At 44.8% G+C, this 23,662-nt stretch carries 16 protein-coding genes; 10 read left to right on the forward strand and 6 right to left on the reverse strand.

Going from position 1 to position 23,662, the window contains the following annotated elements; translation table 11 throughout:
* Positions 1–15: 15 nt before the first annotated feature.
* The 4 genes from QUA47_RS09290 (at position 16) to QUA47_RS09305 (ending at position 6,013) form a co-directional block, all read left to right on the forward strand.
* Positions 16–2,022, forward strand: a complete 2,007-nt coding sequence (locus QUA47_RS09290; RefSeq protein WP_333430539.1) for a chromosome partitioning protein ParA — start codon at positions 16–18, stop codon at positions 2,020–2,022.
* Between the two features lie 225 nt (positions 2,023–2,247).
* Entirely contained in the window at positions 2,248–4,191 is a 1,944-nt protein-coding gene (locus QUA47_RS09295; protein WP_333430540.1) for a hypothetical protein, read from the forward strand.
* Positions 4,192–4,194: 3 nt separating this feature from the next.
* Complete coding sequence (locus tag QUA47_RS09300) at positions 4,195–4,956, forward strand: glycosyltransferase family 2 protein (RefSeq protein ID WP_006632227.1); 762 nt, start codon at positions 4,195–4,197, stop codon at positions 4,954–4,956.
* Entirely contained in the window at positions 4,949–6,013 is a 1,065-nt protein-coding gene (locus QUA47_RS09305; protein WP_333217238.1) for an NAD-dependent epimerase/dehydratase family protein, read from the forward strand. Before QUA47_RS09300 ends, QUA47_RS09305 begins: the two co-directional genes overlap by 8 nt.
* Positions 6,014–6,097: 84 nt before the next feature.
* Here QUA47_RS09305 and QUA47_RS09310 read toward each other — a convergent pair whose 3' ends face one another.
* Positions 6,098–6,787: a methyltransferase domain-containing protein gene (locus tag QUA47_RS09310; RefSeq protein ID WP_333430541.1), complete on the reverse strand. Its 690-nt coding sequence runs from the start codon at positions 6,785–6,787 to the stop codon at positions 6,098–6,100.
* 50 nt (positions 6,788–6,837) lie between these two features.
* Between QUA47_RS09310 and rfbC the strand changes: the two genes are divergently transcribed.
* From rfbC to QUA47_RS09330, 4 genes are all read left to right on the forward strand, one after another.
* Positions 6,838–7,383 carry a dTDP-4-dehydrorhamnose 3,5-epimerase gene (gene rfbC / locus QUA47_RS09315; protein WP_333430542.1) on the forward strand — a complete coding sequence of 182 codons (546 nt, stop codon included), beginning with the start codon at positions 6,838–6,840 and terminating at the stop codon, positions 7,381–7,383.
* 2 nt (positions 7,384–7,385) lie between these two features.
* Positions 7,386–8,258, forward strand: a complete 873-nt coding sequence (gene rfbD, locus QUA47_RS09320; protein ID WP_333430543.1) for a dTDP-4-dehydrorhamnose reductase — start codon at positions 7,386–7,388, stop codon at positions 8,256–8,258.
* A gap of 106 nt (positions 8,259–8,364) precedes the next feature.
* A complete protein-coding gene (locus QUA47_RS09325) occupies positions 8,365–10,185 on the forward strand; it encodes a hypothetical protein (protein WP_333430544.1) in 1,821 nt (606 codons plus the stop codon).
* A 92-nt stretch (positions 10,186–10,277) separates the two neighbouring features.
* Entirely contained in the window at positions 10,278–11,252 is a 975-nt protein-coding gene (locus tag QUA47_RS09330) for a glycosyltransferase family 2 protein (protein ID WP_333430545.1), read from the forward strand.
* A 136-nt stretch (positions 11,253–11,388) separates the two neighbouring features.
* On the opposite strand, the gene QUA47_RS09335 is transcribed toward QUA47_RS09330, so the two are convergent.
* The 3 genes from QUA47_RS09335 to QUA47_RS09345 all read right to left on the reverse strand — a co-directional run bounded on the left by QUA47_RS09335 (position 11,389) and on the right by QUA47_RS09345 (position 16,521).
* Complete coding sequence (locus tag QUA47_RS09335; protein ID WP_333430546.1) at positions 11,389–13,221, reverse strand: DUF6798 domain-containing protein; 1,833 nt, start codon at positions 13,219–13,221, stop codon at positions 11,389–11,391.
* Between the two features lie 12 nt (positions 13,222–13,233).
* A complete protein-coding gene (locus QUA47_RS09340; protein ID WP_333430547.1) occupies positions 13,234–15,414 on the reverse strand; it encodes a hypothetical protein in 2,181 nt (726 codons plus the stop codon).
* An 81-nt stretch (positions 15,415–15,495) separates the two neighbouring features.
* On the reverse strand, positions 15,496–16,521 hold the full coding sequence (locus QUA47_RS09345; protein WP_333430548.1) for an SGNH/GDSL hydrolase family protein: 1,026 nt from the start codon (positions 16,519–16,521) through the stop codon (positions 15,496–15,498).
* A gap of 13 nt (positions 16,522–16,534) precedes the next feature.
* Here QUA47_RS09345 and QUA47_RS09350 point away from each other — a divergent pair, with 13 nt between their 5' ends.
* Positions 16,535–16,696, forward strand: coding sequence for a hypothetical protein (locus QUA47_RS09350; RefSeq protein WP_333430549.1), 162 nt, complete (start codon positions 16,535–16,537; stop codon positions 16,694–16,696).
* Between the two features lie 205 nt (positions 16,697–16,901).
* Here the strand turns inward: QUA47_RS09350 and QUA47_RS09355 are convergent, their stop codons facing one another.
* Positions 16,902–17,924 (reverse strand): PRC-barrel domain-containing protein, encoded by a 1,023-nt coding sequence (locus QUA47_RS09355; RefSeq protein ID WP_333290270.1) that lies wholly within the window; start codon positions 17,922–17,924, stop codon positions 16,902–16,904.
* A 68-nt stretch (positions 17,925–17,992) separates the two neighbouring features.
* Positions 17,993–21,793 carry a chromosome segregation protein SMC gene (smc, locus tag QUA47_RS09360; protein WP_333430550.1) on the reverse strand — a complete coding sequence of 1,267 codons (3,801 nt, stop codon included), beginning with the start codon at positions 21,791–21,793 and terminating at the stop codon, positions 17,993–17,995.
* A gap of 365 nt (positions 21,794–22,158) precedes the next feature.
* Here smc and murA point away from each other — a divergent pair, with 365 nt between their 5' ends.
* Positions 22,159–23,577, forward strand: coding sequence for a UDP-N-acetylglucosamine 1-carboxyvinyltransferase (gene murA, locus QUA47_RS09365; protein ID WP_333290274.1), 1,419 nt, complete (start codon positions 22,159–22,161; stop codon positions 23,575–23,577).
* The last annotated feature ends 85 nt before the right edge of the window (positions 23,578–23,662 follow it).

Raw genomic sequence — 23,662 nt, forward strand, 5'->3', positions numbered from 1 at the left:
ACTGAGAACTAACAAATGGCTATGAAATCGTTAATACTTTCTGAGCAACCAGTCATTCTCGAAAAACCAGCGATTTGGTCGCACTTGTTTTTGTGGATGATCATGCTGATGACCACTTCTGCTGTAGTTTGGGCTTATTTTGCTAGCGTAGAGCAAGCTGTCCCCGCTGTAGGGCAATTAGAGCTCAAAGATGGTGCTAGAGACATCCAAGCACCTGCTACGGGCGCTGTGGTGAGACTTCACGTTGAAAATGGCGATCGTGTGGAAAAAAACCAGCCTCTGCTCACTTTCAACCCCCTTGCACCCAGTGCCGATTTAACATCGATACAGAAAACTAAAGAAGCTCTGGAAAAGGAAAATAAATTTTACGAAGATGTTGTCAACGGCAAAATTCAAGGCCCTGTTCCTTCTAACCTAGAATCAACAATCAAGGACCGACAGAGCCTCACGGCACAAAATCAAGTGCTGCAAGCTTTGATTGACGAACTGTACCTCAATCGGGGAGCTAGCGGAAATTTTGATGCAGCCCAGCAAGGACTTTATGTTAATTATCGATCGGAATTTCTGTCTCGCGTTGCTGCTGCTCAAGGCCAAGTTCAGGAGTTGGAAAAACAACTGAAGCAAGCTCAGGATGCTGAGAAAGCCGCCGGCGATCAAATGACAGTGGCACAGCAACAATTGGGTTTTGCCCAGAACCAATTAAATTATGCTCAGCAGCAGTTAGCTTCTTCGCAAGAGCAAGTAAAATCAGCCCTAGCTCAGAAAGATTTGGCCCAAGAACAGTTAGCGAAATCCCAACAAGTATTGAAGTCGAATCAAAACATTCTAGGCAGACTCGCCCCCTTGGTGGAGGAAGGAGCCATTGCTGAACTGCAAAAAGAACGTCAAGAACAAGATGTTTTCAGAGGCCAAAGCGAGGTTCTCAAACAGCAAGATCAAATCAAGCAGCGGGAAGGTGAAATCAACTCTCGCAAAGGCGAAATTAACACGCGCCTCGGTGAAATCAATACGCGCCGAGGCGAAATTAACGCGCGTCAAGGTGACATTCAAAAAATTACTGCTGAAATACAGCGTCACCAAGGAGAGCAAGCGCGCATTCAGGAGTCTATCAACCGCGCCCAAGAACAGTTAAAAAACACCAAGGATTCCTGGGCGAAAGAACTTTATACCAAAATTGCTGAAAACCAGAAACAAATTGCCAGCAGCGATTCTCAGCTAAGTCGCTTCAAAGTGGAAAACCTGAAAAAGCTGTCCGAGGTGAACGCTCAGCTAGAAAAGGCTCAACAAAACCGCGACACTCAAGTGATGAAGGCTCCCGTATCGGGTGTAATCTTTGATTTGAAGCCTTCTACGAAGGAGAAAGCTAAGTTGGATATGGCGAAAGATCCGATATGCCAATCCATTATTAATTCGGTGGTGAAACCGGGCGAACCGCGCCCAGCACGCTGCGAAGAAGCTTATTACGAAGCGCAGCAAACTGAAAAGCTGCTCAAGGTTTTGGATGACGAAAACGGTCTGGAAGCAGTTGTTTACCTGGAAAACAGCAATGTGGCTCTGGTATTGGATGCTTTGAGACAGAAGCGGGCTAAATTGGAGAAGTATCACGGCAAGCAATTAGACGGAGAAAAGATTGACTGCGAAACAGGTAAAAGTTGCGTTTGTCCAGAGAAGGAAGTTAACAGAGAGAAACTGGGTTTGACGAAATACCAATGCGTGCCTGTGGAAGTGAATGTAGAAGCTTTCCCGGCGATGGAGTTTGGTACTGCTGAGGGTGAAGTGATAGAGATTAGTAGCGATGCTGAGCCTCCTACTGAACTGCGGAAATACTACGCTTTCAAAACCAAAATTAAGCTCAAAAATCAGAAGTTTGTTTTGAACAAGGGCAAGGCAAATGAAGTGGAGGTTAACTTGCAGTCGGGAATGTCGGTGAGTTCTAATATCAATATCGGCAAGCGGACTGTTTTGCAGATGTTTATCAACCGATTTACAGGGAAAATGGATACGTTCAAGACTATTAAGTAATTCGGTTAACCGCTATCAAGAAGTAGGGTGCGCCTAGCGCACCTTACCGCTATAAGTAAATACCACCTCCTCGATCAAATTAGGTGGTTAAAACCCCTCAAAAGTCAAACTTTCGTCGGCGGCTAGACTGAGCTTCGCCGAACGTCCTTCGCTGACAAAAAAATAAAGGGTATTTAAGCCGGGTTGATATAAAATGGTGATGGCAATCGGTGCGATCGCACATTGATGAAAAAATTAATCTTATTTACTCTATATCTGATTCCTGTCCTGTTGTTAATCGGATTTGTAGCGAATTTTAGCGTTAACGTTCCCGTTGATGACGAGTGGAGGTTAGCTAGCCTTTTTGAAAAAATAGCTGCGGGAAATGTAACGTTTAACGATTTTTCGGCTTTGCACAGCAACCACCGCATACTTTTCCCTAAAATAATTATTGCGGTGCTGGCTTTTGCTTCCCGATGGAATATTAATTATCAGTTGTGTCTCAGCATAGGTTTGGCTGCGATAACTTTTATCGCTATGTACAAGTTATCCTCGATGCCAGTTAAGAATATCGCGGATGATCTGTGGCATTTAGCTAATATTTTAACTTGTATTTTGGTTTTCTCTCTAGTTCAGCACGAAAACTGGCTTTGGGGGTTTCAATTAGCTTGGTTTTTCGTAAATTTGTGTTTTGTAACTGCGGTTTATGGGCTGGTTTCACCTCACAAATTAGTGCCTAATATTAGAATCTCTATTGCTGCTGTATTCTGCTTTGTTGCGAGTTTTTCGCTCGCTCAAGGCTTGCTGTCTTGGTTGGCTGCGATTCCGGCTGTGGTGGCTTTGAAGGGAAATACAGCGCAGAAACGAAAAAGAGCGATCGCCTGGATGCTGCTGTTTGTGGCAACTTGTGCGGTTTACTCAATAGATTATCATCCTAGTCGGAAAGCAAGTATTATTTCATTGTTGAATAAGCCGCTTGTGGTTATTGATTACTTTTTAAGCTTGCTGGGTTCGCCAATTGTTCGCTCGCCGGGAATTTCGGCATTTGTAGGATTGGTAATTTTGGCAAATTTTATATTTTTTGTAGTTTATTTTGGAAAAAAAATTGTATCAAGTTCGCTAGCTTCATCTGTGAATGCTAACTTCCAAAAGCAACCTCAAGTCCCGGCGATTCCTTCGCCCCTCGGAATCACAGATAGCAATGATATTGCTGAAAGCTATAGCAATCCCAACTCAGTTATGAACGTGGTTCAGGCTGCGACGCTGGACGGGCAAGATGCCCATCCCACAATTCATTTAGGATTACGGCAAGATGCCCATTCCACAATTCCTTTAGGATTGCAATATCAGGCTTTACCTTGGCTGTCAATAGGGTTGTTTTCGGTTTTATCTTCTTTGTTTATTACGGCTGGGAGGGCAGAATTTGGGGCAATTCAGGCGCTTGAATCGTCTAGATATACCACTAATTCGATTTTGCTCTTAATTGCTTTGGTTCAGCTAGGGCAATTGTTTGTTCGAGGTAATTATCAAGAAACACAAGCAACGTTAAGGAGTAATTATAAATTTATTTATCGCGTAGTAGCAGGGCTGTTAATTGCTACAATTATTGTTAACTCTCAACAGGCGATCGCCCAAACTAGATCGGCGCTTCTTTACAAACAAGGCGCTCAAAATTGTTTGCAGTTAATTAACTATCTGGAACCCTCGGAGTTTTTCAAAAATTCGCCGGAAAGCTGTTTGAGGGTGCTGAGCAAAAAAACTTGGCTGGTAAGAGAAGGCGCTGCAATTATCGACAAAATAGGTTGGATCAAGTTCGCGAAAAATATAGAGTTTATTTCTAATACCGAGAAAGTGTACGGCTATTTAGACAAACCTCAAACCAGCAATAAATCCTTGACGGTTAAGCAAAATGATGCTGTCAAGGCTGCTGGTTGGGCGGTTTTGCCAGAAAAATTGCAACAGCCGAATATTGTACTGCTATCTGTCGGGGACAAAAAATCTTTTTTTGCTAACGCTTATGTAAATTTGGACAGTCCCGACATTGCTGAGAGTTTAAAATCTGAGTTATACAATAATGCAAGGTGGGCTGTTGATTTGTCGGATAATAATTTGCCGATCACCCAAACAGAAATTAAAGCTTGGGTGTATAATCCTGTTGACAACCAGTTTGTCCAGTTGCGCGGAGGATGAGGAGTGAAAATTTCTGTGATAATACCAGCCCACAATGAGGAGGGCTGTTTGTACGGTACTGTGCGGGCGATCGCCCAGACGCTCGATTTAGAAGGCATTCCGCACGAAATTTTGATTGTGAATGACAACAGTGTCGATCGAACTATTGATATTTGCCAGGAGTTGTCAGAGACTTTTCCCACCGTTAGATACATCAACAATCAACCTCCGAACGGTTTCGGATTTGCGGTGCGACGGGGTTTGGCGGAATTTGACGGAGATGCTGCAGCTATTGTGATGGCGGATGCTTCCGACGATCCGATGGATTTGGTAGCAGGATACCGCAAGCTGCAAGAAGGATATGATTGCGTTTTTGGTTCCCGCTTTATCAAAGGTGGCTTTGTGGTTGATTATCCAATTCACAAGTTAGCAATTAACCGCTTAGCAAACTGGTTTGTCAAAAGTATTTTCGGCTTGCGCTACAGCGATGTCACCAATGCTTTTAAAATTTACCGCAGAGAAGTGATTGAAGGCGTGCAACCGATTTTGAGCCACCATTTTAATTTGACAGTGGAACTGCCTTTAAAAGCAATTGTCCGGGGTTTTTCCTATACGGTGATTCCTCTGAGGTGGTACAATCGGACGGCTGGTATTTCTAAGCTGAAAATAAAAGAGATGGGCAGTCGGTATTTGTTTATTGTCTTGTATGTCTGGCTGGAAAAACATCTCTCTCGCGGCGACTACCACCGGACTAGAAAGATAGCAAAGTTAAAAGTGAATGCCTGAGAGAATCTTAATTGTGGGGGGGGCGGGTTTCATCGGCAGTTGTTTGGCAATTGGCCTGAAGAAACTGCACCCGGAATGGCAAATAATTTGTTTAGATAACCTGCGTCGCCGGGGTTCAGAATTGAATCTGCCTCGGCTTAAAAGTTGCGGTATTCAGTTTGTTTACGGGGATATTCGCACAGCGGCAGATTTAGATCCAGTTGCACTAAATGCTGACTGCATTATAGATTGTGCTGCGGAGCCTTCTGTGCTGGCTGGTTTTAGTTCGCCTCAGTACGTTTTGCAGACGAATTTACTGGGCACTGTGAATGTTTTGGAGTTGGCGAGACAAACGGGTGCGAGTTTGCTGTTTTTGTCTACGAGTCGGGTTTATCCGATCGCCAGTGTCAAGTCTGTTAAACTGTTAGAGTTGCCGAATAGATTTGCGATCGCTCCTGAGCAAACTTTACCTGGTATATCCGAGTTGGGCATATCAGAAGACTTCCCTTTAAAAGGACACCGTTCGCTTTACGGAGCAACTAAATTAGCTTCGGAATTGCTGATTGAGGAGTACAGGGAAGCATACAATGTGCCGGCAATTATTAACCGCTGCGGGTTAATTACTGGTGCTTGGCAAATGGGTAAAGTCGATCAGGGAGTTTGCGGTTTGTGGGTGGCGGCTCACTATTTTCAAAAGTCGCTGAATTATATCGGTTTTCGCGGCAGTGGGAAGCAGGTTAGGGATTTACTGCACGTAGAAGATTTGTTGAGGTTAGTTAATTATCAGTTAGAACATTTTCCTGAATTTGATGGCGAAGTTTTTAATGTTGGCGGCGGTTTGAGCAACAGTCTTTCTTTGGTTGAGACAACTGATTTGTGCCAAAAGATTACGGGTAAATCGATTCCCATTCATCCTGTTTTGGAGGAACGCGCGGGGGATATTCCGATTTTTATTACTGATTCTTCTAGGGTGATGGAGAAAACAGGATGGCGCCCTGTTATTGGGCCGGAAGCAGCTTTGCAGGATATTTATAATTGGATTGCTGCTAATGAGGTGGTTTTAAGTTCCATTTTGTAGGGATTTTTTAACCGCAGATGCAGGGGGATCAACGCGGATAAACGCAGATGTATCTCTCTGCCTGGATATGACTGGGAATGCCTGTCATGAGGATCTGCCTCTATTGTTTGTTTTTGATGCTTTAACAAACATTTGGCCTCCCAAAAACAGCCACAAAAAAGGCAATTTTAAGTAAACTTTTAAAAGCCAGGGCGATGCCGGTCTGCCTTTAGTCGAAAATGGCAAAAATCTGGGTATAATTAGGTCGATTTCAAAGCCAACGGTTTGTAACAGTTCTTGCAGCGATAAGTGGGTAATCGGTAATTGATGATCGATAAAATCGTAATACTCTTTGAAAGAATATTTAAAATTTGGTTGGACAACTAAGAGAGAACCCCCTGGTTTAAGCGCCTCAAAGCAAAATGAGATAATTTGGATTAGTTCTTCTTTATTGCGGAGATGTTCAAAAAAGTTAGAGATAAATATCCGGTCAAATTCTGCGCTAAAAGCAGGTTTATCGCCCAAATTTAACACATCAATGTTAAGCACCTTCACATCAGGATTTGCAAATAACTTTGAATCGGGATTGAGGTCAATCAAACATTTTTTTTCAGCCCTAATTTGATTTATAAACTCGCAGTAACCGCCGCCAATATCTAAAATTGCTGAGTGGGGAGGAACATAATTTTGTAAAAAATCGTCAATTAAAACTTTCCAGAGTGCCACCTTCGCTTGCATTTGTCGGGAATCAAAGCGGTTGGCATACAATTTTTTGAGATATGTGTCAGTTTTCATAGTAAAATAGCCTAGACTGGGTAGGAGTTTATCACGCAATACAGCCCACTATGAATGTTATATCTACTGAAATACCGGAAGTTCTGATCATTGAGCCAAAAATTTTCGGAGACGATCGCGGTTTCTTTTTTGAGAGTTTTAATCACAAAGCTTTTGTCGAAAAAACAGGTGTGACGGCAGAATTTGTTCAAGACAATCATTCCAAATCCTCTAAAAATGTGCTGCGCGGTTTGCACTACCAAATACAGCAGCCTCAAGGCAAATTGCTGCGGGTAGTTGCTGGCGAAATATTTGATGTAGCGGTGGATATTAGACAAAGTTCGCCGACTTTCGGAAAGTGGGTGGGGTGTTTGGTGAGTGCAGAAAATAAACGGCAATTTTGGGTGCCGGCCGGATTTGCACACGGTTTTTTAGTGGTTTCGGAGACTGCTGAAGTTTTGTACAAAACTACAGATTATTATGCACCTGCACACGAGCGGTGTCTCCTGTGGAATGACCCCGATTTGGCGATCGACTGGCCGCTAGATGGTGCCCAACCAATCTTATCAGCTAAAGACCAAGCGGGACAAACATTGAAAACAGCTCAAGTGTTTTGATCATGAAAATTTTACTCGCAGGTGGCAGCGGACAGCTAGCTCAAGAATTGCAGCCGATTTTATTATCTTCTGGAGAGGTAATTGCGCTCGATCGCACTCACCTCGACTTATCCCAACCCGAAAGCATCCGTCAAGCAATGGCTGAAATTCAACCGAATTTAGTAGTCAATGCGGGTGCTTACACTGCGGTAGACAAAGCAGAAAGCGAACCGGAATTAGCAAACGCAGTCAACGGTATTGCACCCGGAATTCTCGCAGAAGAATGCGAAAAACTGGGAGCAAGTTTGATTCACTTCTCCACTGACTATGTATTTGACGGCAGCCACGGTTCTGCTTATCTGGAAACAGATTCTACGAACCCGCTGGGAACTTACGGCAAATCTAAATTAGCAGGCGAGGAAGCAATTCGGAAAGCGGGAAACCGACATATTATTATTAGAACCGCTTGGGTTTACGGCAATGGCGGCAAAGGTAATTTTGTCAAAACCATGCTGAGGTTGGGAAAGGAAAGGGAAGAAATTCGAGTAGTAGCAGATCAGATCGGAAGTCCTACTTGGACGGGCGATTTAGCGGAGGCAATTTCGCAAATTATTCCTCGGCTTGGACCAGAAAGTTTTGGGACTTACCAGTACACTAACAGCGGAGTTTGTAGTTGGTACGATTTTGCGATCGCCATTTTTGAGGAAGCAGCACAACTCGGCTTTCCCCTAAAAATTCAGCGCGTAATTCCCATCACAACCTCCGAATATCCGACACCCGCAAAACGTCCCGCTTTTTCTGTCCTTTCTACAGTAAAAATATCAGCACTTCTAGGCACGTATCCTCCCCACTGGCGGCAAGGGCTCAGACAAATGCTGGGAAGAGAAGTGAAATAAAAAATTGAGGAAAACTCAAAACGCGAGGGCGGGTTTTGTTCATGAGTTACCTGTTATATGCAAAGTTTCTCACCTAAACTCGCCCCTACCCCTTAAAAATCTCCCCATGTCTGAATCCATGAAAATCAAGCAACAATATATTTTAATTGCCGCATCAGTTCTCGGGATTCTAATACCAGCATCATATATTTTGTACTTGATATCCCAAGCGGGAGACTTGTCTAATTTTGATTATTGGTGGATGACGTGGAATTTTTATTCAGTAGACGGTTTCTCTAAAAATCCTTTTAATTGGATTTTTCGGGCGAACGAGCATTTTGTCTTAATTCCGGCAATTATTTATGGTTTGAATATAGCTGTTACCCAAGGTTCAAATATTGGTTTATGTTTAGTTGCCTGGTTCTTGGCTTGGATTCAGTGCCACGTATTAATTGCTCTGCTGCCGTTAAAATTGAGGCGTTTTCCGCTGCAATTTATTTCCCTACTCCTTTGCATTTCTATTTTTAATTTTACTCCGGCGGCGGCTCACAATTGGATGCGGGGATTCAGCGGCGTTCACTGGATAATTGCTAATTTATTTGTAATTTGTTCGATATTTTGTTTGCAATCCTATGCGACAGTTTTGTTAAATAAGAGGAAGGCTCTTCCTCCTGATCTTCATTCCCAGGCAGAGCCGGGGAACGAGTTTTTAGGGGCCGTGCCCCCGTGCCCACCCCCGCAGTTACAAAATAAGTGGGTAATTGGCAGCATTGTTTTTGGCGTTTTAGGCTGTATTAGTTACAGCACTCCTTTAGCTTTGTGGCCGATATTGTGTGCGGCTGCTGTTGTGCTGCGGTTTCCTCGGCGAATAACTTATTTGTATTTCATTGCTTCGATTGCAGTGATTGGTATTTATTTTTTAACTTATAAAACTCCATCTCATCACCCTTCTTTAACTAAAATTAACCCCCTCAAAACTCTCGAATATATTCCCACTTATCTCGGCGGTATTTTTAGCGAAAATATTATTGTTGCTTCAATTATTGGTATAATTGGTTTGATTGCAGTGACGGGTTTTGTGGGTTATTGGCTATTTGTAAAAAAGGTCGATCGCCCGGATTGGCTGCCTTGGCTATCAATCCAACTTTACACGCTGCAAACGGCGTTAATGGCCGCGGTTAGTCGATCGGGATTTGGCGTGGAACAGGCCACCGCTTCCCGCTACGCCACACTCCCAGCTTTGTTTTGGATGAGCACAATTGTGCTGACAGTATTGTGGGTGCGCGAGTTGCAGCCAACACCAAGAATTCAAGGGCGTTGGCTGACACCGCTGTTTGCAGTCGCGACAGTTGCGATTATTTTAATGTACGGGGTGGGAGGCGAAACTGCAATGGCGATCGCCCGCAGAGCAACCTATCAACCGTTAGTAGCATTATCACTGCAATTAGGCATCACCGACGTAACGCTAATTAAAGACCGCGTAGGCAACAAACCTGCCGCTTTTATCGGATTAATTGACGCATTAAAAACTAACAACTTAGTGCCATTTAACCGAGATATTAAAAAACACAATTTCTGTGCAGCATTAGACACAAAAATCGACCCAAATTTACTGTCAGCGCCCAAAGACGGAGTACCCGGATATTTTGATACAGCCACCACACTTGCACCAACAGCAGCGAGAGTAATTGGCTGGGTAGGAGACCCCGAAAACAATGTAAAATGTATTGCCATTCTCAACCAAGAAAATGTCGTTCGAGGTTTTGCCATGTCCGGATTTCCGCGCCCAGATTTAGTTAAACTGTTTGGCCCTTCCTACGAATTCGCAGCTTGGAGAGGATACATTCAAACATTACCAACAGATAAATTATTGACCGCCTATGCCTCCTTTAAAAACCGCAAAGGTTGGGTAGCCTTGCGAAACTCCCAAGTTATCAATAAAAACTAAAAAACCTCTCTTTCTCCTCCTCTGCGTCCTCTGCGCCCTCTGCGGTTAATAAAAAAACCTCATTTACAACACAAATGAAATAGAATAGCCCTATGCCAAAACATCTCAGCTTCGTAATCCCAGTTCACAACGAAGAAGCTACCCTAAAATTACTGTTTGAAAAAATTAAACTTGTCATGTTCCAAACAGCAATTCACAGTTACGAAGTCATTTTCATAGATGACGGTAGCCGCGATTATTCGTGGCAAGAAATCACAGATTTAGCCAGCCAACATCCCCAACTAATTAAAGCGATTAAAATGCGCCGCAACTTTGGCAAATCCGCCGCACTTTCAGCAGGATTTCGCAATGCAGCAGGGATAATTATCTTTACTCTCGATGCTGACCTTCAGGATGACCCCGCTGAAATTCCCAAATTCTTACATCATTTAGAATCGGGATTTGATTTAGTTTCCGGTTGGCGAAAACAGCGGAACGACCCCCTTTCTAAAACTTTACCTTCCAAGCTGTTTAATGCCGTTGCGTGTTTGCTGACGGGGGTGCAAATGCACGATATGAATTGCGGTTTTAAAGCTTACCGTAGGGAAGTTTTGCAGTCTATTAAATTGTACGGGGAATTGCACCGCTACATTCCGGCTTTAGCAAACAATTTAGGGTTTAAAATTGGGGAAGTAGTGGTGGAACATCATCCGCGAAAGCACGGAAAATCTAATTACGGCTGGGAACGTTATGCGCGGGGTTTTATTGATTTGTTGACGGTGTTAGCCACGACGCAGTATTTGCACAAACCGGGTCATTTGTTTGGAGGTTTGGGATTGTGTTTTGGCTTGGTTGGAACTGTTTCGCTGAGTTATTTGATAATTATTTGGTTTCTGAATTTAGCGGGGATGAATTTTGGGCCGATTGGGAATCGACCTTTGTTATTTTTTGGGATTTTGTGTACAATTTTGTCGGTGCAGTTGATTTCTTTGGGGATTTTAGCTGAGTTGATGGCGCGGAATGTGGATGCTGATTATGTGGACAAACAAATTAGCGAAATTATTGATGATTCGGGTTTTGATATTTAACCGCAGATTAAAACTGATTAACGGTGATTAACGCAGATAAATCGGCTCTTCAAATTGCTTACAGACAAGCAAAATCTGTCTCGGCAGACTAAGATAAAAGTCTAATTGAGATTTAACAAGTTTTACCAATTACCTATTACCTAATTTTATAAAGTATCCATTTGCCTTGTTTGTCGGCGATTTCCCCTTGAATATTTGGATGCCAGTCAGTACGAGTCAGGATATAATCGGCATGATAGTTTCTGGCTACTTTGACTAAATCTGCACTGCTGCGGCGGATAAAAAAGTCATTTCCTCCCCAAATCATTTGCGGGTTTAAGGGAACCCCTAAAACAGCTTCCATGCGAGTTTGCCATTCTTTGATGCCTTTTTCGGTAAAGGGAAAGTTCTTGAAGTTGACGACAATCGCTCTGTCGGAGAAAAACTGGAAGCTGGTAACTGAAGGTGGAATTAATATGAGTGAATCGCGGCTGCTAATTTGCGAAAATCTCACCGCTAATCTGCTTAAGTCGTCCCTGGGAACGGCATTAATATTAACTCTTGTTTGAAATACATTTAATATAGGTTTGGGCATAATTCCTGCTATTCCAAAAACTAATGTGGCGGTAGTTATTAAGGCTAATATGTGAGTTAGAGTCTGTTTTATAGATGTAGCTAGGGATGTTTCTTCTAAAATAAATGGGAAGGCGAGGATTGAGAAAAAGATTGGGATGCTAATTATTCGATCGCCTATTATTTCCCATGAATCAGTCAGCGGATATATCAAGCTAAAAATTACCGTTGCTGCTGCTAAAATCCACAACAATATATTATATCGTTTGGTAAATACGTATTTTTTTGTTTGCCACACTGATAATAGTAGAAAAATGATGCCCCGAAAAGGCAAAGTTAGTACAGCTAACATCAACAAGCTAACAGCTATTTGTTTGTCTCTGTAAAGTCGCTCTACCGTCAAAGCAACAGCAATAAATATAATTAATTGAGCAAAAGGTACGGTTCTAGCTAACTGTAGTTTGGCGATAAAAGCCACCGGGTAAATTTCTACAAATATGTAATTTAGAAACAGTCCCAAAAGGGATGTACCAACAATTATATAAAAATTAACTTTGTCTTCTTTTCGCAATAAATCGGAATTTTTGATGCACAGCAAGCCACCAATTATGAAACATATAAAGTTGAACCAATTCCCGACATCCCAATTTGACGGGAGGATGTGGTGGGGGTTGCGGACTTTCGCATGAATGTAGACAAACTCGGCGTTGCCGATAGTGTGAGTGCTGGTAGTACCTGTTAATAACATCGGTACGTAAACGATACTTGCCATTCCTGCTAAAAGTGCGATCGCCAAAATCAATGTTTTGAAATTCCGCTGTCTTACAGATTGAATAACTAAAACGGGAAGCATCATCAATCCCGGCAACAAACCAACTAAAAATTGCAGCAAACAACCCAGTCCAAAAAAGAAATATCCGGTCAGCCATTTGTGGCGCAAACTAAAGTAAATTCCCCAGATTGCGAAACCCATTGCGAAGGTACTGGGTACTGATTTGGTGGAAAATATCAGGGTGTTACCAACATCTGTAAATGAAGCGGCTATACATAAAAAAGCCATCGCTGCAGCAGGCAGTTTGGAATTAGTGTAGATATTGATAATTGCGTAGCAAGCTAGGATAAATGAACCAAAGGCTAGGAATTGATAAATAAAGTGCGCTAGGGGAATGCTGGTTCCTAAGTGGGCGAGGAAATAGATGATATAATAATAGTAGTATCTGGGATTGAATTTCACCATTTCCTGAACGTAATAATCATTTTTATACAGTTCAGGATTTAGCATAAATTGAATTGGCGGCACTTCGGGGAAATTGCCTCCAATGGGGAAAATATAGCCAGTTGCCATCAGGGAGCCGATGATGGCAAATGTATATAGAGATAGATTAAAATACCAGTGGGATTTTTGATGTTTGTGCATTGACGGTTCAATTTACCTACTGACAGCTAAATTCTTAATCTCCAGTTGGCATTGGTTTGTTAAATCCTGTTTGCTGGTACTGAATACCTCAAGCAGCAGATAAGTGGGATTTTTGCCCTCTACTAATAGATTTAAGCCGATCGCACTTTTTTGACTATAAGCCATCTCTGTTGAGTCTACTAATTTACCTTGCTTGTCCCACAAAGTCAAGCGCAGGGCAATTCCCGGACATTGTTTGTTAGGTAAATTGAGTTTGCCGGTAACTTTCGCTTTGTCTGAGATGGAACCTAAATACAGGAAAGATGTATCGAGTTTATTGCTATTTTTAATTGGATAAGTTACAATATTATATAAGTTATCCGATTCTTGACTGACTGAATGATTGGCACTTGTGTAGATTGATTGATGCAAACTAATCCAATCTAACTGCGTACCCGGTCGATCGACTATTTGCCGCTGCATCGCATCCAGAGTCCTAACTGCCGTTGGTGTATCAGTCGGCCGCATCCTCCGGTAAACCCTGACAGTCACGTCGTTTGCTAGCTTAAACTGTTCCGGTAGCAATTGGAAATCGCGGGCAATTTCCCAGTTTTGAGTAAAGGCATCGTACACAACTTTAACAACATCTTGTTCGTGCGATCGCAAAACTTGTTCGTCAGTCGGTAACACCTGCTGAAAAGGTACAGCAATCACCGCATATAGTGACTGCAACAACTCCGGTAGCGGGTAAGTATCGCGCGAGTCAATTTGCGGCCTCCCGATTGTATTTAATTTCCACCAACCCTCCGGCGGGTTTAATTTTCGGTTAGCTTGTCGCAGGATATTAGCATTAAAACTGTTAGAAGCACCGGCAATATAAATCGGTTCTTCATTCGGTGCTAATTTTCGCAGAAACTCTACTAATTTTACAACTTCGTCGTAGTCCGATCGCACTAACGGCGGAAAATTACCCACAAACAGTCTTGGCAAATCAATTTTGAGAGGAATTAACCCGACTGCGGCATTCAAAACCAGGTACAAACCCGCCGCGCCCAGCATGAAATACCGGACTTTTCCCTTGAGTGTCAGCCAAGTTGTCCAGAAAAATGTGGATAGTCCTAAAAGTGCGATCGGTGTAAGATGAATTGTATAGTGCAAGTAGCCGTAACGCAAAACTAACAGCCATTCAACCAGCGACAAAACCCCAAACAACGAAACAAAAATAGCCGCCGCCGGAACCAGGATTCGGGTGAGAATTCCCGCAGAAAAACCAATCAGTACCAGCAGCCAAGTTCCCAAACCGTAAAAATCCGCATAACGAGTTAAAATATCATTGACAGGCAAACTCCAAGCGACATACAAATTGCGGTAGTCAACCGTCAGAGCACTGTGAGTAAAATCTCCCGCTACCAACATTAAAATAGTTAAGCTAGTTGCAGCTATTAAACCCAATTTAACAGCGGATTCAAACAAGCATCTGTAGGGAAACGGCACGGCTACGTCCTTGTCTTTTGGAGACGACAACGCCGATTTCCTACGGTATATTAGTACAATAAACTCGATGAAAGCCTGTAAAGTCGCTGAACCAAAAAATGCGATCGCACTATAAGCAAAATGACGCCGCAACAGAATCGCCGCCGCCAGCAAAAACCCAATTAACGGGATTTTCCACCAATATTTCAGCTTAACATCCTGCAAATAAACCCAAATTGCCAAGGCTACAAACACACAGCCCCCAGTATCCAGATATCCCCGCAGAGTCGGTATCCAACTCATCGGCATTAATAAACTCAGCAGCACAGTTGACCAAAACACCCGGCGCGGATAAACGGGAATTAGCTTTGCCGAAATTGCCCCCAGCAACAGGCGAAACGGCAGCACATAAATCAGGGATACGCTGAGAATGTAACTCAGCCGAGACTCGCCAAATAAGAGAATAAACGGCACTAACGGCAGAGAAATTAACAGGTTTTTTTCTTTAGATAGCGATTCTATAACTCCGCGCCATGCTTTATCTGGCGAGTCTCTAAATAAATTTGCCGTGTTGACTGTAGCGGTATTGTATCCCGCGTAATCCCACCAATAAAAAGTATGTTCGCTGGATACATAGATTGATGTTACTGCAACTGTTACAAGAACAACTAAAAACAGAAAAAAGGCATCAATCAAACTCTTGCGAGGCAATTTAAAAGAAACAAAATCCAATAATCCCATCACTCTCGCAACCCTAAATAACTTATAAACTTCTTGTTTCTCTCTTCCTTCGCGCCCTTTGCGCCTTCACGGTCCGTTAACTTACCTTAAAACAGTACCTTGCAAAAAACCTGCCAACTTTTCTGCATATTGCCGATTTGCGATCGCACTTGGATGAAGGTCATGAGGTAAATTATTATTGGCAGGTATTTTCAAATCAACTGAAATATCCGCCGTAGCAATTCCCTCCTGACTTAACTCCTCCAACATCTTAGCAGAACCGGCATTAATTCCGGCCACAACTAACTTAACACCATTAGCCTCAGCCACACGGTTAAATTCTTCAATAATTGCCTTAGAAACCTCGTGACTTTTGTACAATCCCTCTTCAAATTGATTGTAATTAACCTCCAAAAAATGGCTTAATGCAGAAACCCGCATCAGCGGGAACTCGTGATATTCAAGTTTTGCCATCTTGTAGGTAAAATTATTTTCTCCATTCAGCCTAGCATCGGGCTGGAAGAGAATACCCAGTTTATTCCAAGCAGCCATCTGCTTTCTTCTCGCCCTTAACAAAGTATTGCGTCTGTCGTGAAATCCCGCATAAGCAATTACCGCAATTTTGGGTTTATTTCCTTGTTTGAGTGCTGCTTTGAATTGAATCAACGAGTGCAGCGTGCCGTAGCCATTAACGCCAAAATTAACTATTTCATATTTGGGTAATTTCTCTTGCAGCAACCAAGCATAAGTTTCGCTGTCATTCAATGACCAACCGTAGGTAAAAGAACAGCCGAATATCCAAATTTCAGGTTTTTTTGACGATAATAAATTGTAAGTATTGAGGGGATGTGTTATTCTTAAACTATTATTGAGATGAGTTGTATTAAATGAGTAATTGCCGTTAAGTGTCACCTTGAATTTACCCGGCAAATGCTTGTAGCCAAGTTGCGAGTCTTTGGTAAAAAAGTTACCTTTTGGTTCGACCGCAACATCAACATTTTCTATTTGCCAGGGTTTGTATCCCGCAACTCGTAAGACAATTTCTGCACTGGTAGCAGATAGAAATATTGGAAAGATTAGATAAGTTATTAACCGAAAAGCAAAATTTTTAGCTATATCTTTTTTCATACTTTAGATCGCGGTGAAAGCAATCGACCGTTTTGCCGATCGCCCAAAACAGCGAACAATCGCAAATCAAATCACCGGACATGATATCACGGACTGGGGCGATCGATATTTCTGGCAAAACCTGCTTCCGCCCAAACAATCAACTCTGATCGATCGCCTTGCGGGGGCGGGTTGATTCATAATGTTTATGATTAATGATCTCTCTGACAAAACCCGCCCCTACGACAATTTGTAAGGGCGGGTTTTTCCAACCATCTAGGCCTAGAATCAATAATTTCGTAAACTCGCCCCCACCCAAGAAATCAACCCAGATAAGTCTGGGGTGGGCACGCAAGCCCGCCCCAAAAATCCCAGATTAATTTCAACCGAGCGATTAATTTCTAATAACCAGGCTCCTCCTCGTACTCAGGAGTTTTAGTCTTCTCAGGGATATTCACTCGAGGAGCCTGGTAAGGCTTCGGTGCCTCATCGTCCGCCCAAGCATCAGCTTCCACATCATCCTCGTACTCGTACTCGACCACAGGCGCCTTCGGGCGAGAACTCTCAGAGCGAGTGTACTGCGGCTTCGCCTCGTACTCCTCCTCGTAATCGTCCTCCTCGCCGCCCCAATTATCCTCTTCGTAATCCTCGTAATTGTCGATCGGCTCAGGCTGCACCGCGCGCATCTGCTGCTGCGGCTGGCGCACCGCAGGCCGATTCCACTGCGAATCCTCGTCCCAAGGAACTTCCTCAACCGCAGGCGCAGCTACCCGGCTCCGCATTTCCGGTGCAGGTATCCGCACGCCCGGGCCCAATTGATTTCCTGTAGCCACGGGTTTCGGATAATAACCTTGCTCGTCCTCTTCTCGTTCCCAAGGTGCTTGGCCCAAACCGACGCGCTCCAGCAAACCCACACTAAGCTGCCTGAGCCTTTCCTCGGAACCTTCAAATACAATCAAGCGATTCGGGCCGCTGCTGACAATTTCCTCAATCCCCAACTCGTAAGTGCTGAGAACTTGGTCTGGGATTTGGGGGATTCCCAGGGAAGCGATAATTATAGAAACTAACTTACCGTCTTCGGGGTCGAACCTAAAGCCCCGCACCCTACCCAAAAGTTCGCCGGTTTCGGTAATAACTTCGCTGTTAATCAAAATGCTGTAGACTTCAACATCAACATCATCTTCGATCGCGCTCTCATCTTCCACCAACAGCACGTCGCCGATTTCACTAACATTGCTGAGGAACATAAACCTCGGCATTCCAGCGACCGCGAATATATTATCACGCAGACCGATCGCCACAACTTCCCGCCGGTCAATGTCCACCCACAATTGACTAACCACCCCCAAGCGTTTACCTCTGTCGCGGGTGATGACCTGAGTGCCTAGAATGTCTGAGCGTTGGCAGATTTGTTCGGATGTCATTCTAACTTTAATCCTGATTTATTAAGTACATATATCACTCAACACGAGCGTTAACATAAACTCCGGGACTACAACTTCAGTCCTATGACTTGAGTATAAGCTCCCCGCGCTTGAGTAACGCCAATTGTACGCTCAGCCGATTGAATCATAGGTCGCCGCAAACTCACAACAATAAACTGGGCTTGTTCAGACTGTCGTTTTATCATTCTAGCCAATCGCTCCACATTTGCCCCATCCAGAAACATATCCACTTCATCAAAAGCGTAGAACGTAGACGGGCGGTAGCGTTGCAGCGCAAAAATAAAACTCAGCGCCGTCAAGGACTTTTCCCCTCCAGACATGGAAGCCAGTCGCTGTACGGGTTTGCCCTTCGGGTGAGCAACCAAATTCAAGCCGCTGCTGAAGGGGTCTTCCTGGTCATCTAGCTGGAGATAGCCATCGCCTTCGGAAAGTTCCGCAAAGATAGTCTGGAAGTTCTCGTTAACCGCGTCGAAAGCTTCCTTAAAAGCGCGCCGCCTGAGTGTGGTAAAATTTTCGATTCTCAACAGCAGTTCTGTGCGTTCTCCTTCCAATGTGGTCAATTTTTGACTCAATTCTTGAAGGCGTTCTTGAGTGCGGTTGTACTCTTCCAAGGCTAGCATATTGACCGGTTCTAAAGCTTGAATGCGTTTGGCGATCGCCTTTACTTCCTGCTGCAATTCCGTCAAATTGGCTTTCTCGACATTTTCAGGAATCGAGGGCACGGGGTCGGGCATTTCCGCCCGCTGCGCTTCCAATAGAGTGCGGACTGCGCTCAATTGTTCCCGGCGTTCTTGCTGGGTTTCGTGGAGTTTTTGCAACTGCCATTGTAACTGCTGTTTGGCTAAATGCTTCTCTCGCAGTTGAGATTCCGCCCGATCGCGATCTCCCTTCTGCACGCCCAATTTTTCCTCAATTTCCCCCAAAGCCGCCTTAGCTTCGGCAATTTGTCGATCGAGTTCTAACTGCTGCGAAACAATGCGATCGAGTGCATCCGCCCCCGCGTTTTGCTGCACTTGCCATTCCTGCAATTTCTCGCTACATTCCTTAATTTTGTCTTCCAAACGCCCGAATTGATTTTCCAAGTCTACAAGGCGCTGCTGGACGTTTCTCAGAGCCAATTCTCGCTCTTGCAGTTGCGCTTCCAGAGCGCGCAAACTCGATTGCATTTGCTGCCATTCGCTGTGACTGTTCGACTCTTCCAACTGCGCCAAAGTTTGCCGATATTGCTGCAATTGAGTTTCCTGTGCGGGCAATTCTCCCTCCAGCAATTGCAATCTCGATCGCGAATTAGTTAATTCCTGTGTGTTTTTCGCCATTTGCGATCGCACTTGTTCCTGTTGCGCTTGCAAATTCTTAATTTCTGAATCCAACTGTTCCAAGCGCAACTGATGTTCGCGCAAATTCTGTTTCGCTTCCATCAATTCTTGGCTGCGTGTTTTGACTGCAACAGAAGCGCGATCGATCGCAATTTTGCACCGTTCCAAAATCCGCTCAATTTCCTCCAACCTTTCTTGCAGAGAGGCGATCGTCCGGGCTTCACTAGCAGCCTCGCTAGCCTCAACCGTGCCAAAATGCAAGGTAGATCTATTAGTAGAACTTCCCCCAGTCATCGCCCCGCTAGTTTCCAAAATTTCCCCGTCCAAAGTGACAATCCGGTACTGTCCCAAATAGCGGCGGGCGTCGCTGAGGTTACTAAACACAACCGTACTGCCAAAAACGTAAGCAAAAATTTCCTGATACCGCGAATCGCAATCAATCAAATTAACAGCCGCATCCACAAATCCAGCCGCGCGCCGCAAATTTTCATTCACCGAATACCTGCCACCTCTAATCTTATTCAAAGGCAAAAACGTCATCCTTCCCGCCCGTTTTTGTTTCAACAATTCGATCGCAGCAGCAGCCACGCTGTCATCTTCCACCACCATATTTCCCATGCGCCCGCCCGCGGCAATTTCCAGCGCCAACTGATAGCGCGGTTCTACCCTGCCCAGTTGAGCCACCAAGCCGCAAACTCCGCCAATTCCGCTTTGCGCGACAATTTTTGCAGTAAACGTTCCCGTCGCTTCTTGCAGTGCTTGAAACTGCACTTCTAGTTTGTCTAATTTGCGCTGTCTTTCGCGCTGTTCTTCCAACAAACGAGTTTGAGTTTCTTGTTGCAGTTGCAATTCTTGTTCGGCTTCGACTAAAATCTGATTCAGCGATTCTACTTGCAAAGATGCAACGCCTTTGGTTTCCACAAGGCGAGATTGCTGCTCTTTTTTTGCTGCAATTTCCTGTTCCAATACTTGCAGCGATTGGTTTTGTTCTTGAATTTGACTTTGCAGGCGATCGGCTCTTTCGCCAATGGTAGCTTGTTCTGTACGCTGCGGTTCCAAAGTTTGTTGAATTGTTTCGATTTGGCGGTGCAATTCTGTTTGCTGCTGTACCCACACTTCGGCAGTCGAGGCGATCGCATTTGCAACTTCCCGACTTTCATCTAAACTTTGCTGGGCTGCATCCCGCTGTTCCTGCAAACTTCCTATTTGAGACTTAACATAAGATATTTCAATCTCAATTTGCTCCAAACTTTGCCGGAATTGCCGAACTTCTTCCTCTGTTTGTGCTATGTTAGCCGCCATTTGCCCAGCAGTTTTTTCCAAATCCTGTTTGCGGTTTTGCAGTTGCCGCCGTTCCGCTTCCTGAGTCGCAATCGTCGCTTGCAAAGCCAACAATTCCGACTCGCCCAAAGCTTTAACGCGGGCATTCAGCGCTTCAAGTTCGGCGGTTGCTTCTTGAATTTGGGTACTAATTGCTTGCAGTTGTTCCGTGAGAGATGCCGAAGTGCGATCGCCAGTTTCGATTTGTTCTCGCAGCTTCCATTCTTGCTGCTGCAATTGGCGGAATTTCAGCACTATTTCCCATTGCGATTTTTCTTGAAATTCTGCCCGCAATTTTTGATATTTTTCCGCTTTTGTGCGATCGGAAGCCAGCCTATCGCGCTGAGAAATCAGCTCTTTTTCTACAATCCGGCTGCGTTCTTCCACCTCCTTAACTTCATCCAACTTCTGCCTAGCTAAAGAGATTTTGCGATCGAACTGAGCCACACCAGCTAATTCGTCAATGATTTCTCTGCGTTCCTTAGAATTCATCGAAATAATGCTCGTAACGTCTCCTTGCAGCACGACGTTATAGCCTTCGGGATAAATTCGCAAGCGGTTGAGTTGTTCGTGAAGTTGAGTCAGGGTGCAAGGTTGGCCGTTAATGTAATAAGTTGAAGTGTAAGTACCTTGGCGAGTTACCCGAAGTTTCCGCGTCACACTCCACTCATCCGATTTTGGATTTTCGATTTTGGATTTTCGATTGGTAGCGAGTAGTTGTCCGTTGTTGTCTTGAGTCGCTGCGATTTCAATCTCTTCTACGTCTTCAACAGATAACTCTTCCGATTTTCGATTTTCGATTTTCGATTTTCGATTGGCAGATGATTGGCCGTTGTTGTCTTGAGTTTCGCCAATATCTATCCCTTCGACTTCCTCTGCTTCCACAGAGAACTCATCTGCTGCATTTTCGTCCTCATCTTCATCCCGGGCGAACCATTCCTCCCCCACATCTTCCAGCGCAAAAGTCGCAGTCACGCTAGCTTCGATCGTACCGCGTTTGTTTTGGGCGCTGTTCACCAAATCCGGCAAACGTTCAGCTCGCATTCCCTTAGAACTCGAAAGTCCGAGACAAAACAGCAAAGCGTCGAGGATGTTGGACTTGCCAGAACCGTTGGGCCCGGAAACCACAGTAAAACCGGGCAGCACGGGAATGGCCGTCGTGCCGCCAAAAGATTTAAAGTTAGTCAGTTCGATCCGTTTAATGTGAACCATATGCTAGGAGTAGCTTTGGCTCTAGGTTGTTGTCACAGGGTAGCACAGGCAATGGGGCGATCGACAATGTGTGAACTTTCCGGCATTGTCGATCGAACCGATATCTTACACCTTTGTCAACAACCGAGTCCGCTTTTACTTAAAAAGATCGTTGACAAAGGTACAACATCTGAGAGCCGAGCGAGCGCTACAAATTAACGTAAATTTTGATACAGATAACTTCATGAGACTCGATCGATATTATTTGTGGGCTAAAACCTGAAAGCCTTGTCCAGACCGAGTGCCAGCAAATATAATTCCCGCAATTCCAAATGTTACCCCTAGACATATAAAAACTTTCCGGTAAAATCGAACCAAAATTAATAATGTATAAAGTAATGAAGCGCATTATGGAGGGCAAACCCATTACACCAGCTCAGAACTCATCTAACCTGCCAGCTTCACCTGAAAGCGACGAACAACAAGTATTACAAATTTGGGGTCGCGAACCCCTTAAAGGACACGTCAAAATCAGTGGCGCCAAAAACTCGGCCTTAGTCGTCATGGCAGGCTCCCTGCTATGCCCAGAGGATTGCCGTCTCCGCAACGTTCCCGGTCTAGTCGATGTCGCCCGCATGGGACAAATTCTCTCGGCTGTAGGAGTCAAATTACAGCAGAACGGGGACGTTTTAGACATCAACGCCAGCAACCTCATAGACGCTCAAGCCCCCTACGAATTAGTCAGCCAACTGCGGGCGAGCTTCTTCATCATCGGGCCACTGGTAGCGCGTTTGGGATTTGCCAAAGTGCCCTTGCCCGGTGGGTGCGCCATCGGCGCGCGACCTGTTGAACTCCACGTTCGCGGTCTGCAAGCCCTCGGTGCCGAAGTCCACATCGACCACGGCACCGTTCACGCTTACGTCAAAGGGCCAAACCGCCGCCTGAAAGGAGCCAAAATTTATTTGGACTACCCCAGCGTCGGCGCAACTGAAACTTTGATGATGGCGGCGACTCTGGCGGAAGGAGAAACCATAATTGAAAATGCCGCTCAAGAGCCGGAAGTCGCAGATTTGGCGAATTTCTGCCGCGCCATGGGAGCAAAAATTCAAGGCGCCGGCACGAATACGATCGTCATTTCGGGAGTGCCCAAGCTGCACGCGGTAGACTATTCAATTATTCCCGATCGCATTGAAGCCGGAACATTTTTAGTAGCCGGAGCTATCACTCACTCGGAAATCAGTTTGTCGCCAGTAATTCCCGACCACCTGACCGCAGTCATTGCCAAATTGCAGACAATTGGGGCAAAAATTATTGCAGAATCCCCCGACATTTTGCGGATAGTTCCCGGCCAAACTCACTCGGCCACAGACATCGAAACTCTGCCTTATCCCGGTTTCCCCACAGATATGCAAGCTCAGTTTATGGCTTTGCTGACGCTGAGCGAAGGCGACAGCTTGATCAAAGAAACCGTGTTTGAGAATCGCTTGCGCCACGTAGCAGAGCTCAACCGCATGGGCGCAGACATTCGCCTTAAAGGCAATGTAGCCATTGTGCGGGGAGTGTCGCGGCTGTCGGGTGCGCCTGTCGTGGCAACAGATTTGCGGGCTTCGGCGGCGTTAGTGCTAGCGGGACTTGCAGCCGATGGTGTCACCACCATCAGCAGCTTGCAGCACTTAGACCGCGGCTATGAGCAGTTAGAGGTGAAACTGCAAAAACTGGGAGCTAAGTTGCGACGCGTCAAAGAGGGTACAGACCCGGCGACTGCTGAGGCTCCTGTCAATCCCGTGCGATCGGGTTTAAAGTAGTCAGAAGGAAGAAGGAAGAAGGAAGAAGGAAGAAGGAAGAGGAAAAAAGGAAGAAGCAAAAGAATTCCCCATGCCCAATTCCCCA

It is taken from the genome of Microcoleus sp. MON2_D5 (genome assembly GCF_036701905.1).
In the GTDB taxonomy this organism is placed as follows: domain Bacteria; phylum Cyanobacteriota; class Cyanobacteriia; order Cyanobacteriales; family Microcoleaceae; genus Microcoleus.

Coding starts and splice junctions, on each gene's coding strand:
- QUA47_RS09290 (WP_333430539.1), top strand. CDS start 16: ATGGCTATGAAATCGTTAATACTTTCTGAGCAACCAGTCATTCTCGAA.
- QUA47_RS09295 (WP_333430540.1), top strand. CDS start 2,248: ATGAAAAAATTAATCTTATTTACTCTATATCTGATTCCTGTCCTGTTG.
- QUA47_RS09305 (WP_333217238.1), top strand. CDS start 4,949: ATGCCTGAGAGAATCTTAATTGTGGGGGGGGCGGGTTTCATCGGCAGT.
- QUA47_RS09310 (WP_333430541.1), bottom strand. CDS start 6,787: ATGAAAACTGACACATATCTCAAAAAATTGTATGCCAACCGCTTTGAT.
- rfbC (WP_333430542.1), top strand. CDS start 6,838: ATGAATGTTATATCTACTGAAATACCGGAAGTTCTGATCATTGAGCCA.
- rfbD (WP_333430543.1), top strand. CDS start 7,386: ATGAAAATTTTACTCGCAGGTGGCAGCGGACAGCTAGCTCAAGAATTG.
- QUA47_RS09325 (WP_333430544.1), top strand. CDS start 8,365: ATGTCTGAATCCATGAAAATCAAGCAACAATATATTTTAATTGCCGCA.
- QUA47_RS09330 (WP_333430545.1), top strand. CDS start 10,278: ATGCCAAAACATCTCAGCTTCGTAATCCCAGTTCACAACGAAGAAGCT.
- QUA47_RS09335 (WP_333430546.1), bottom strand. CDS start 13,221: ATGCACAAACATCAAAAATCCCACTGGTATTTTAATCTATCTCTATAT.
- QUA47_RS09340 (WP_333430547.1), bottom strand. CDS start 15,414: ATGGGATTATTGGATTTTGTTTCTTTTAAATTGCCTCGCAAGAGTTTG.
- QUA47_RS09345 (WP_333430548.1), bottom strand. CDS start 16,521: ATGAAAAAAGATATAGCTAAAAATTTTGCTTTTCGGTTAATAACTTAT.
- QUA47_RS09355 (WP_333290270.1), bottom strand. CDS start 17,924: ATGACATCCGAACAAATCTGCCAACGCTCAGACATTCTAGGCACTCAG.
- smc (WP_333430550.1), bottom strand. CDS start 21,793: ATGGTTCACATTAAACGGATCGAACTGACTAACTTTAAATCTTTTGGC.
- murA (WP_333290274.1), top strand. CDS start 22,159: ATGTATAAAGTAATGAAGCGCATTATGGAGGGCAAACCCATTACACCA.